The sequence below is a fragment of the Pontibacter liquoris genome (genome assembly GCF_022758235.1).
GTDB lineage: Bacteria > Bacteroidota > Bacteroidia > Cytophagales > Hymenobacteraceae > Pontibacter > Pontibacter liquoris.
Genome location: NZ_JALEBG010000001.1, coordinates 1,398,053 through 1,410,478, shown reverse-complemented (window position 1 = coordinate 1,410,478; position 12,426 = coordinate 1,398,053). Strand labels below are relative to the sequence as shown.

Sequence of the window (12,426 nt, the reverse complement as noted above, 5' to 3'; positions counted from 1 at the left end):
CTTGTTATATCCTTATATTAAACATCACGTATATTGGAAACGCTAAATATCTAGCAAGGTATTATACTAACAAAATTCTAACCTGCCCTCTCTAACTTATGCGTTTAAAACCATTTTTAAGTATTCTGTTACTTACTTTATTACTGGGTTGCGACACTGAAAAGGAATCAGCACCTGTTCCTGAGCCTACCCCAACCACAAAAACATTCGACTTTAGCTACCGCTATGATCCGGACTCACCGGAGATAAAAGAATTTGAATTGGCTATTTCACAGAAAGATGGGAAAGTGCTCTTGGATACTTTGCTTGCAACTGGTAAAGATCATGCGCTAAAGGTAAAATCAAAGGATGCTAAATTTGATTTTACCACCATTTATTTTAACCCCGCCCTAGGCAGATACTCTGTGGCTACATACATTCAGGTAAATAAGAACCAATGGCATATAGATGAAACATCGAAGCCTGTTGTACGTGGTGCAACAGAACCGGCTACCATCTATTACTCCAACATGCCTAATGATGCCTTGTATCACTTCGAATCAAAACAACCGGGCTCTTGGGTAGCCATCTGGGATACTGATACCCAGACGATCAAATACCGAAGATTACTCCCTAATGACCTGGTTTACATGTGGGTGCCTGGCTATAAGAAGTACATGTTTACCGAAGTCACGTCAGCCGAAACATATGTCGACTTCTCGAAAGCTAATGTAGCCGAAGTACGGAAGTTTGTCAGGCCTGCCGGAGTGACCAACCTTGGTGTCACATTATTTGGCTACACGAAAGCAGGTGATCCTAACAGCAAATTGTTACTTTACTTCCCATTTTTGCCTTCCAAGGAGTACGATCTTCAATTCCCGTCAACAGTCATCGAACAGTTTGATCTTTACATAGGCTATACTGACGCTGGAGGTTATTTTCACTCCTATCATCACATAGGACAAACTATACCTACCGCTATGGATTTTGCTGCTACATCTGATTTTACAGTCATTAAATCAGAAATTGATGATTTTCAAATTCAAATTGGGAAAGATAAACCTGATAGGTATTTTACATTCTGGCAGGCAGAACAGGATGCACTCCGTGCGCAATGGTACATTTATTTTCCAACTGATGATACAGCCCTGAAGCCAAAGACTTTCCTTGAGAATCTGAAAACTAAATCTTTGGCAGGCAAAGACCTCTCCTTGTTCAGGCCCAAGAATGTCTATTCAGAAAAAGCCCTTACCAGTTCAGTAAGTGGTGCAAGTCAATCCCGGTTTATTACTAAGACGTTCAAGTAAGTAAAAACCAAAATAAGTACTGTGAGACTTCTTGCTGCTCCTGCTATCGTTACTTAGCAGGAGCAGTCTTTTTAATAGACTATCTTAGACTTAACAAGAGCCATACTTCATCAAGTATAGCCAGCGGCAGCAAGGTGCATTTACCGGCTCCCGGAGGAGCGTTTACGATCCGTGTGTTCTGCGCCGCCAGGTGCTCCCTAACAGCAGGTATGATTTCCCGAACGGGTAAGTCTATTGTAAATGGGTTAAAGGGCAAGGGATATGTTTATAACTTAAATCTTAGTGGTAAATAGTACTGAATCTAATACAACTTTATGTAAATAGGATTTGAGAAATTTAATTTAAGCTTTAAATTTTAAGGTGCTGAATAAAAATAGTAATCTAGTAAATCCACTAGATATATTTACACAATTTAATAGTATAATTTTTTATTATATATTTATCTTTATATTCTAATCAAGCTGTTTTGGAAAAGGAAGTTATAGCATTACCTGTTAGTAAATTTTTCGAAAGGAGCTTTAGATTAAAGTCTATAGAAAAGGTTTATAACCTCAAACATGCGCTTAAGGATAGTAAAGGTATAGATAAGATTGGACTAGCTAAATTTGAACAAAAGAAGGGTGAACATTTTAAAGTCATAAACAAGAAGTGCCTGAATAGCACTTATAATTTTTCTCCATATTTAGAAAAATTAAAGGTTAAAGGCAAAAACAAGCATCCAAGGGTAATTTCTATTGCTACACTCCGAGACAAAGTTGTTTTATCAATATTAAAGGAAACTCTTCATCATGCATTCCCTGAATGTATCAATAGCAAGTTACCGAATAGCTACATACGTGAAATAAACAGCTTTATATTCCCAACTACACATGATAAGGTAAGGTTTCTAAAAGTAGATATTGAGAAGTTTTTTGACACTATAAAACATGATGAGCTACTAAAAGCATTAAGAAAGAAAATAAAATCTAAGAAAATTTTATACTTGATTGAAACGGCAATACAAAATCCTACTGTAGGTATAGGATATAAGAGGGAAGAAAGGGAAAAGCTAAAAAATAAAATTGGTGTACCTCAAGGCTTATCAATATCAAGTATATTAGCTAACATATACATTTCAGAAGTTGATAAGAAATTATCAAAAAGTAGCTTTAAATATATTAGATATGTAGATGATATTTTGTTAATGTCATCTGCATTAACTCATGTTCAATTACTAGAAAGTGTATCAAAAGAGTTAAGTGTATTGGGCTTAAATTTGAACACTGACAAAATTGAGAAAGGTTATCTTAATGAGGAATACGAATATTTAGGCTATAAATTTAAGAATGATATTATTACTATAAGACAATCGACAATAAATATATTTATTCAAAAAATAGCAGCTAAATTTACCTGGTTCAATTATAAGTTAAAGGATCCAAATCTACAGCCTTGGTTAATTAAAGATAATTCCTATCTCAAAAATAGATTCGTCGATATAATCAATGAGAAGATTACTGGTGCAATTGATGAGAAAAAGAGATATGGATGGATTTTTTACTTTTTAGAAATTAATGATCTGCGGTTATTATATCATCTTGATGAAATAATTAAGGGTTTCTTTAGAAGGCAAGCAGCTTTCAATTTTGAAAGTCCTATAGAACTAAAATCTTTTGTTAAATCATACTATCACGCAAGGCATTATCCTACAACAGGTTATATTCATAACTACAACAGTTACGATACTGAAATTAAAAAAGAAAATCTTTTACGTAGGTATGGCCTACTTAACCCCTCACTTAGCTATTCAGAAACTGAAATTAATATTGCTTTTAATAAGCTTAAATTTGAAAACATTTATGAGCTTGACCTAGATTTAGGTGAACTTTATTAGGGGCTGTCTCCCTGTGCAATTTTATCGTGTGCAGGTAACTCATACTGTTGTATGATGTGGTTGTAATCTTCTCGCTTAGCGGGTTCTAAACTCTTTACCTAAAGAGTGTTTATCATTATCATTATAGGCAGCCCCTAATTCTTTTTTCAAAGACACTTATAATTTTAAATTTCAAGAATGGAGATTGATAATAACTTAGGCAATTATAGTAACGCATTAAAAAGAAAGATGTGGATTACAAGGGGAGCAAGGTTTGAAGCATATAATCACTACTTAGGAAAGCACGCTCTTTCAAATTTTGCTATTAGCTTCTTTTCAGCTTATGTTATTATTATAAATTTCCTTACCATATATGATGTAATTTCCTCTAATTTCGATTCTTTGATTCAGTTTTCAACAATGACATTATCAGTATTGATTCTAGCATTCGCTCAGTTAGAATCGGCTAATGACTATAAACTGAAAGCAGAAAGATTCCATGACTGCTCAAGAGAAATATCTAAATTGTTAAATGAATTAAACTTTCTATTATCTAAAAATAATATCTCCTCTTACGCATCAGAACATCATATTAAAAGTATATCAGATCAATATGATATAATCATACAAAGATATTCTGACAATCACAGCTCAATTCATTACAAAGCCTTCAAAGCTAATTACCCATATGACTTTCCAGATGAGTTCTTAAAAGAGTATTCCACAGATGCACTAGATATAAAATCATTAAATGTCAAATACTGGAAAATATTACAAATAAGAGTATTGGCATTCTTACAACCAAGATGGCTATACCTATTACTTATTCTTGTACCACCGATATTGTTTATATTAGCTATTATTCTACTTCCTGCTACTACTAACCCAAGCTAGAAGTTCGGGCCTTTTTTTCTAACTCCCGCTGGCGCGAGCTTGTAGCTCGTGCCTTTTCTTTTCCACCCTGCTATACCTTCAGCAAAGGTAAAAGTACGAGCTACAAGCTCGCACTAGCGCAGAAACACACTAGCGGAGCACTACTAACCAACTATGCGCAGCGCTGAACCTGAAGTAGTGCCGTAGCAGTATAAGCTTTTCATGAGCCGGAAGTATAAATTTCATAACCAGGAAGGGCTATACTTTGTCAGCTTTGCGGTGGTGTACTGGATAGACGTGTTTACGCGGGAGGAATACTTTGCTATACTTACCAACAGCCTGGACTGCTGCCGCAAAAACAAAGGTATGGAGATCTATGCCTGGTGCATCATGCCCAGCCACGTGCAACTCATCTTCCGGGCAACAACCTGGGCGTGCTGCTGAAGGAGCTGAAGACTTATACTTGTTCGCAGGTGTAAGTCATCCCCCTACCCCCTTCAAAGGGGGACATTCAGCACGGGTACTTTAGTACTACATTTTATACTTGTTTATACTTGCAACAGTAGCCACTACAAAGCATAAAGTATAAAAATAGGAAGGCTAAAAAAGTCCCCCTTTGAAGGGGGTAGGGGGATGACAATCGTGTGCTGAATAAGTAATCTTATGCTGAATTTTTACTTGCTGGACTTACCTAGCACAATGATTTTCCAGAAAACGATCAATGTACGCCTGAATCACCCTCTCCATATTCGGTAGGTCTTTCATTACCTCTTCATCTGAAAATCGGATCGTGGTAAAGCCTAAATCAGACAGATCCTTGTCCCGTTGCTGGTCTTCGGCAGTTTTAAAATTGTGCGAGTAGCCATCTACTTCAATAACCAGCTTCAGCTCTTTGCACATAAAATCAGCGATGTAGTTGCCAATGGAGCGCTGGCGCAGGAATGAATAGCCTGTTTTACCTTTACTCAGCAACTCGCACCACAACCTGACTTCGGCTTTGGTGGAATTGGTGCGGAGGCTCCTGGCCAATGGTTTATATTCTTTTTTGTAGTGGTTGTTGTGTTCCATAAGTTTGGGCTGGTGTATTTTTCACACAGTTGTTATCTCCCAACCCCCGTCTTTGTCGAGGGCCCTACCCCCAAGGGGGACTTATCGGCTAACGTAGAATCACTATAAAGTTGACTTTTTCAGGCGGCCTTTGCTTAATGACTATACCATTGGAAGTATGGCAGTTCGGTAGGCTTTAGCGGCGGCAAAGGTGTGCCGGAGATTGACGTTGCCTGAAGTATGGCGGCACGCGCTGCAAGTTTGTGCCAGCGGGAGCCTTCTCAAAGTCCCGCCGGCCCATATGCTTTTTGCTGCGTTATACCGCTTTTCCATCTAACTAACCTAAACAGGTAGGTACACCCGAAAGGTGGTCCCTTCCTTCTCCTTACTTTCCACCTCTATCTTTCCATCTGCATTCTCTACAATCTTCTTCACCATGTAAAGTCCGATGCCCGTGCCTTCCACATGGTCATGGAAGCGTTTGAACATCGTGAAAAGGCCTCTTCTCTGGCTGGGTGTCATGCCAAGCCCATTATCGGTAAAAGTCAGCACATGGTATTGATCAGCTACCTGGCAACTGATCTGCACCCGCGGCACCTGATCTGCTGTGCGGTACTTGATGGCATTGGAGAGCAGGTTGTAAATGACGCTCCGTAGGTTCTTGGCAGAAAAGCGAATAGCCGTATCAGGCGCTACATTTACTTCCAGCACAGCCTGTGTGGATTTTAGCAAAGGCGCCAAATCCAGGGTCACTTCCCCAATCACCTCCGCCACATTAACTGACTCGGTATTGAATTTATTTTCCTGCTGCAGCTTGGCCACCTCGGTCAGACTGTCGATGGTTTTCTTGAAGCGTTCTACGGAGCCTTTCATCATTTGCAGTATCTCCTGCGTGTCGCTGCTCATAGCGCCTGTGGCGGTGTACCCTTCCGGCAGCAGTGCCAGCAGGCCCTCAATGTTGAGGATGGGCGCCTTCAGGTCGTGGGAAGCTGTGTAGATAAAATTATCCAGGTCGTTGTTGATGCTGACCAGGTACCTGTTATTTACCTCTAATGCCTCCTGGTGTTCTTTGCGGTCGTGCACATCAGTACCTGTTCCAAACCAACTTGTTATCTTGCCTTCGTTATCGCGTTGCGGAAGTGCGCGGCTCAGGTGCCAGCGGTGGGTGCCATCCTGCATCCGCAGCCTGTGCTCTATTTCATAGGGCGTACCCGTCCGGACCGCCTTGTCCCAGGCTTCTATGGTTGGCTGCTCGTCCTCGCCTATGAGGATGCTCTCCCAGTGCCAGTTACCGTCTGGTAGCTGCCTGGCTCCTGAAAACGCAGCTACCCGTTCGTTGTAGTAGGTTACTTTTCCGTCTGGTGTGGCCATCCACACAATCTGCGGCATGGCGTTGGCCAGGTTCTGCAGGTCGCGGGCGCTTTGCTCAATTTTTTTTCGTGCCTGTACCTGCTCTGTCACATCAAGGGCTACATGTATCACGCCAGTCACTTCTCCTTCTTCTTTCAGCGGAGTGTAAGACAGATTTAAATAATACGGTTCTACGTTCCCCTTTTTCAGTAAATAGACCAGCTGCTCGTCTGCGGTGATGGTCTTTCCTGTTTTCAGCACTTCCCTAACGATTTCCAGCACAGGCTGGTCTTTCACCTCGGGCAATGCTTCCACCAGCTTTTTACCGTTCACTTCGTCAGCCGTCGCTCTGCCCATGATCTGCAGCATAGGCGCGTTTACGTTCTCAATCACCATGTCCTCGCCCCATGTTAAGGCAATAGCCACAGGCGCCTGCTCGATCATATTCCGGAAACGCGCTTCGCTTTCCTCTAAGCGTTTTTGAACCAGTACCTCTTCTGTTACATCGATGGCGGTATGGTGGATGCCGTATACCTCCCCTTCTTTGTTGAAAAGCGGCTTGTAAGTATAATTAAAATAAGCGGGTACTACCTGGCCGTCCCGTTTCAGCTCCGCTTTTTCTTTTACGCCAATGCAGGTTTCACCACTTGCATACACCTTTTCCAGCCGATCAAGAAATGGCTGACCCGCTAACTCCGGCAATGCTTCACGCAAGGGTTTCCCTACAACCGAGGTGTCTTTCCCCCAATAGCCCAGCATGATGTCGTTGGCATATTGTATTTTGTTGTCTTTGTTCAGGTAAAGGGCGGTAGCAACCGGGGCTTCCTCGATCAGGGTTCGGTAGCGCCACTCACTTTCCGCTATCCTTTCGCGCGCCAGGTTTAGCTCGGTCACATCTGCCCCCGTGTTGATGACTCCGTATACCTCTCCGGCTGTATTAAACAGGGGCGTCATGCTCATATCAAAATAATGCGTCCGCAGCTCTCCGCCAACTACCAGGTCCAGCTTGTGGTTTTTGGCATGGAAAGGGATGCCCGTAGTATAAACGGCTTCAAGCTGCTCGAACACCTGCTGGTTCTCCAGCTCAGGCAACACATTTTTGTACAGCTTGCCTACAATGTCGTTTCCTTTGCCCAGGCCGTCTTTGAGCGCCTGGTTGGCAAACTGGATCCGCATCTCGCTGCCCATGTATACCCCGATGGGGTGGTGCGAGCTTTCGATGAAAGAACGTAACTGCAGTTCACTTTCCTCTACCTTCTGGCGGGCTCGCACCTGCTCTGTTACGTCATGCGCCACGCAAAACACGCCGGTAGCTATCGTGTCTCCGGCATTTGCATAATAAGGCTGGTAGACAAAATTGTAGTAGCAAAGCGCCTCCTGCCCATCCTTATTTAGTTTTGAGGGATATGCTTCCGCATAAAAAGGCTGGCCTGTTTCACGCACCTGATCCAGTAATTCCGGAAATCCGTAGGTTGTGATCTCCGGAATGGATACAAACAAAGGTTTGCCAATGATGTCGGATGTTCTGCTTAGCAGTTTAAGCATTTCATCATTGACGAGCTCCACGATATTTTCAGGGCCGGTTACAATGTAAACGGCCACCGGCGCCTGCATAAACAAGCTGTACTTTTTTTCTATTTCCCGGATAGCAGTTACCTTTTTCTCTGCTATTACCTGCTGTGTTATTTCTGTTTGGGTGTGCAGGATGTAGCGCACATTGCCTTCCGCGTCTAAAACCGGCCTGTTGCTTGCTTTCCAGTACCGCTCTTCAAATTCGCCGGCTACGTTCATCACATCATATCGCACCACTGGCAACTGGTCGGGCGCTTTGTCCTGCAGTACCTGCGCTAAAGACTCCCGTAAGGCCGCGGGACCTGATGTTTCGGTCGCATTCGGGTTCTCAGGATATGCTTCAAACACACTTTTGCCCACTACTTCGTGTCTTTCCTGCCCCGTAAGGTGTAGCTGTTCGTCGCTGGCAGCTAATATGGTAAATTGGGGTGGATTGGGTTGCAGCAACAAGAAGTTGCCGGATAGGGTGTTAAAAACTAGCTGAAAGTCCGATGCCGGAACACTCTCCCCGACCGAATTTGCTTGATGCATGCTGTAACTGATAAGTAATGTTGTAAGATACACAATTACACAGCAAGATTGTTTTCGCTCCGCCAGAATGTCTGTTTAAAACCAGAGAAAGTATGCCCTAACGTGTCCACACGGGAGGAGTAATTCCTTGGAATATTTATAGCTTGCACTAAAACGGAAGGACAAAAGTATGGTGCATCAGGCCCAGCCATGTGATCTATATTTTCCGGGCCAAGCTCAACAACCCGAGCATGCTGCAGAAGGAGCTGAAAAGGTATACTTGCAAGCTGTAAACATACCATACCCTCTTTAAAGGGGGTAGGACTGTTATGTGCTACTTTTTGTCATCCTGAAAGAATCTTGTTAGAAGAGGGCCCCCTACCCCCGCAAGCTGCAAAAGCTTAACCTCCGGGGTAGGGGCCCTCTTTTTCTACCAAGATTCTTAACAGAATGACAGTGTTTGTTGTGCTTATCTTTTTAGGACTTAACAGCCCTGCCTTTAAAGGGAAACTTTACATATGGACGCACAAGCAGGAAAGAAAAGAGTGGATGCTAAAACCTAGCTGCGTGCACACCTGCCCCGAAGCATTGGGGGGCTCCTGCGAGCGACTGGTTTTCAGAGGCTATTGCTGCATGGCGTCAGACGCTCGCGGGACCTTCGGACACCGCGAGGTCTTCTGAGCCTCAGCCATTCCATACTGGCAGCAGCACAATAAGCCCATTGCGCTATGCATCCTTACCGTAATAAATCAGAAGATCGACTACATCCTTCACAACCCCGTGGCGGCTGTTTTGTATTGCAGCTGACACATTGTAAGTATAACCGCGCCCTGGACTTTAGCGGCGGCAAAGATGGGAGGAGATTGCTATTGCCTGAAGTATGGCGGCTAAATTAATCTCGTGTAGCGTAAAGCACGAGCTGCAAGCTCGCGCCAGCGGTAGCCATTTTTATGGCTATAAACCATTGTTACGAAGTTAGTCTTCGAAGCCTTCGCGCAATCCTTTGAGGTGGGCGTAACATACGGGGCTGCTGTTTTCCTTCCGCTCTGCTTTTTCCTTTACCAGTTCCTCGTAGTTTTCCGGCATAGCCAAGATCCTGCACTTCGGGTAAATCACCACGCCCCGCCGCACGATCTTGCTGTTGGTTTCTATCTCGTGCGCGTTTACCCCTTCCGCCCCATAGACATGAATCGTGAAGAAATGGTAGTTCGTTTTCTTCGCATATCCTTCAGCCGTTATCCGGCCGGTAATCGTCCGCTCCCCGATGAAGTCTGATGCCGCGCCTTCTGTATAAGGCGTATACACCGACTCTGTCCACTCCACTTTACAACCAACTGTCAAGTTCATACCTCTGCTGTGTGCTTTGTATCCTATACGATCACTTTGACGCAATATATAAATTTTCGGGCGTACGCTTATGGATCATGAGCCTCCTGGCACGGGTTTGCAGCTAATGCCTTTATACCTGTTCCTCCGGCATGCGTAACCATAAGTGCTGCCCGTTTGCACCAGCAGCCCTTGAAAGGTACTCTAAAGTATAAAAAGCGGGGCTTTAAGGTGATACACCAGCCCCGCTTTTATAGTATGCTCTTAAATGTCATTACTTTCTGCAACTTACAGACTTTAGGCCTCCTGTTTCTGGGCAGCCAATAAGGCATCCAGGCCTTCCATGGCCATTGTCAGGCCTTCTTTAAAGCCCATCTGGATGGTGGTTTCGAGCTGTGCCAGGTCATCAAATGTGATCAGGTTTTCTACCAGGGTAACAGCCTCTTTAGGAGTAAAGCTTACCTCCCACTTCGATTGCGGCATTTGTGTGTTTACCACGCCTTCGGCATCTGCAAAGCCATCCAGTGCGGTAAAGCGCCTTTTCGGATCGATGGTCTTATACTTGGCTAAAGCCCAATGCTCCTCACCTGCCGGACCAACCATGGCATAGTGCCAGTGGCCACCCTCGCTGAAGTCCATTGTTTTGGTGCGGGCTTTCCATGGTTTCGGTGCCCACCATTGGTCCAGGATCTCGCTTTTTGTATAAGCATCCCACACAAGCGGGAGTTCTGCTGCAAACTCTCTTTTAACTGTGATCGTTTTGGCTTCTTTGTTCACGGAAAACTCGAATGCAAGGTCTTTTTTCATGGCTCATTTTGTTTTATGTTAGAAAAGATAGTGTCAAGTTGGTTAAAACGGTCTTCCCAGATCCTCCTGAACTGTTCCAGCCATTTGTCGATTTCTTTCATTTTAGCAACTTCCAGCTGGTAGTAAATTTCGCGCCCCTGCTGCTCCTGTTTTACAAGCTGGCACTCAGTCAGGATCTGCAAGTGCTTTGATATAGCTTGCCTGCTGGTATCAAAATGTTCGGCAATGGCATTCGGCGTCATGGCCTGCAAGGCGATTAAAGCAATAATGGCTCTTCGGGTTGGGTCTGCTATCGCCTGGAAAACGTCTCTTCTCATTTCTCTCTTAAAATATGCAACCGTTTGATTGCTAATATACGCGCAATTAATCGGTTGCGCAAATTATTTTCCAAATTATTTCCTGATCTCACGAAAAATTTTCCGTTACCTCCCGCCTCTACTAAATCCGGAGCAAAGGCATGCAGGATGTATCAAAATAGTACATCAGGGGAGAACAGCATGTCCGGTAATGGACAACTTTGAAGCAGGTAAAAAGCACACCTGTGGGTTTAAACATAGTATGAAGCTATATAGAAGTTTGGCATATAAATTGTTTTGCACAGATTCACAAAGTACAAATAAACCTATGAAAAACTTTATATCTGCTGTAAATCGCTATGTGCTACTGACAGGCCTCAGTTTGTCCGCACTCACTTTGTCCTCCTGCGACAAAGAAAACATTCTGCCTGCCACACCAGGCGCACCAACTACTCCGACAACCCCATCACCGGGTACGCCGCCGCCTGTAACCAATCCGCCCGGCACGCCGCCCCCCAACACTACTCCTCCACCTGTTAGCACAAACAGCTTGCTGAAGCAGTTGGGGACGAAGAATTTCAGGTACGATGCGCAAAACCGGCTGGTAGAGTTAAGTTATTCTGATCTGACGCACCTGGGCTATACGGTCGCATATGAGGGAGATAAACCTGTGCGGCTCAATTTTAAAACGGGTGGCAATTACCTGATCTACACGTATGATGGCGACAAAGTGGTGGAGGCTGTTCGCTACTACGGGGAGAATTTGGTAAACTACCGCTACAAATTGGAGTACAGCGGCAACAAGCTTGTCAAAAAGACGACAATGAGCTATACAGCTGATCCTGAGGGAAGGTTGGGTATTGAAACGTATACGTATGATGCAAACGGCAACCTGACCGAAATCGTGGTGGCCTGGTCGACGAGTAACAAACCAGAGGATATGGGCCGTCCGTATGTGATCAGCTGGGGCAGCTATGATAACAAACCCAACCCGACGCCTTATGCCGAAAGTGACCTATACCTGCCCGGGGTGAAACTGTTCGAAAATAACCCGGGTTATCGCGATGAGGAGCTCTTCACCTATACCTACCACGAGTCAGGAATGCCGAGCCAACGATACACCAGGTTGCAGTCACACCCTAGTATGCCGCCTTTAGTCACAACTTATCTATACCAGTAGTAACCGTACATCTGCATGCTTACTCAAAAGCAGCTTTACCAACACGGTAAAGCTGCTTTTTTGTTCTTGGGGCACTTACCGCCGGTACGAGCCAACAATATACTAAAATTTGAAAGCTGCTATTCGATTCGGTTGCTGCTACTCAGCAGGAAGTATAAATTTCATAACCAAGCAGGGCTATACTTTGTCAGCTTTGCGGTGGTGTAGAGGATGGCTGTGTTTAAGCGGGAGGTGTAAGTGTCCTACTTCTGCCTGGCTAAATTCATACTTCCACGCAGCCATACTTCTAACCAACAGAAAATACGTATAGGACTTAACCGCCTTTAG

General features: G+C 44.0%; 10 protein-coding genes. 5 read left to right on the top strand and 5 right to left on the bottom strand.

Features of this window, described 5'->3' with window-relative positions:
* Positions 1-98 precede the first annotated feature (98 nt).
* The 4 genes from LWL52_RS05815 to LWL52_RS05800 all read left to right on the top strand — a co-directional run bounded on the left by LWL52_RS05815 (position 99) and on the right by LWL52_RS05800 (position 4,455).
* Positions 99-1,286 (top strand): hypothetical protein, encoded by a 1,188-nt coding sequence (locus LWL52_RS05815; RefSeq protein WP_242917814.1) that lies wholly within the window; start codon positions 99-101, stop codon positions 1,284-1,286.
* Between the two features lie 466 nt (positions 1,287-1,752).
* Complete coding sequence (locus LWL52_RS05810) at positions 1,753-3,159, top strand: reverse transcriptase/maturase family protein (protein ID WP_242917812.1); 1,407 nt, start codon at positions 1,753-1,755, stop codon at positions 3,157-3,159.
* A 177-nt stretch (positions 3,160-3,336) separates the two neighbouring features.
* Positions 3,337-4,032, top strand: a complete 696-nt coding sequence (locus LWL52_RS05805) for an SLATT domain-containing protein (protein WP_242917810.1) — start codon at positions 3,337-3,339, stop codon at positions 4,030-4,032.
* Positions 4,033-4,233: 201 nt separating this feature from the next.
* On the top strand, positions 4,234-4,455 hold the full coding sequence (locus tag LWL52_RS05800) for a hypothetical protein (RefSeq protein WP_242917808.1): 222 nt from the start codon (positions 4,234-4,236) through the stop codon (positions 4,453-4,455).
* Between the two features lie 243 nt (positions 4,456-4,698).
* Here LWL52_RS05800 and LWL52_RS05795 read toward each other — a convergent pair whose 3' ends face one another.
* The 5 genes from LWL52_RS05795 to LWL52_RS05775 all read right to left on the bottom strand — a co-directional run bounded on the left by LWL52_RS05795 (position 4,699) and on the right by LWL52_RS05775 (position 10,940).
* On the bottom strand, positions 4,699-5,079 hold the full coding sequence (locus LWL52_RS05795) for an endonuclease domain-containing protein (protein ID WP_242917806.1): 381 nt from the start codon (positions 5,077-5,079) through the stop codon (positions 4,699-4,701).
* A 321-nt stretch (positions 5,080-5,400) separates the two neighbouring features.
* Positions 5,401-8,511, bottom strand: a complete 3,111-nt coding sequence (locus tag LWL52_RS05790; protein ID WP_242917804.1) for a PAS domain-containing sensor histidine kinase — start codon at positions 8,509-8,511, stop codon at positions 5,401-5,403.
* Positions 8,512-9,465: 954 nt separating this feature from the next.
* Positions 9,466-9,837, bottom strand: a complete 372-nt coding sequence (locus LWL52_RS05785; RefSeq protein ID WP_242917802.1) for a hypothetical protein — start codon at positions 9,835-9,837, stop codon at positions 9,466-9,468.
* Positions 9,838-10,113: 276 nt separating this feature from the next.
* A complete protein-coding gene (locus tag LWL52_RS05780) occupies positions 10,114-10,623 on the bottom strand; it encodes an SRPBCC family protein (RefSeq protein WP_242917800.1) in 510 nt (169 codons plus the stop codon).
* Positions 10,620-10,940, bottom strand: a complete 321-nt coding sequence (locus LWL52_RS05775) for an ArsR/SmtB family transcription factor (RefSeq protein WP_242917798.1) — start codon at positions 10,938-10,940, stop codon at positions 10,620-10,622. The genes LWL52_RS05780 and LWL52_RS05775 overlap by 4 nt, the downstream gene beginning before the upstream one ends.
* Before the next feature lie 307 nt (positions 10,941-11,247).
* Between LWL52_RS05775 and LWL52_RS05770 the strand changes: the two genes are divergently transcribed.
* Positions 11,248-12,099, top strand: a complete 852-nt coding sequence (locus tag LWL52_RS05770) for a hypothetical protein (protein WP_242917796.1) — start codon at positions 11,248-11,250, stop codon at positions 12,097-12,099.
* Positions 12,100-12,426 lie beyond the last annotated feature (327 nt).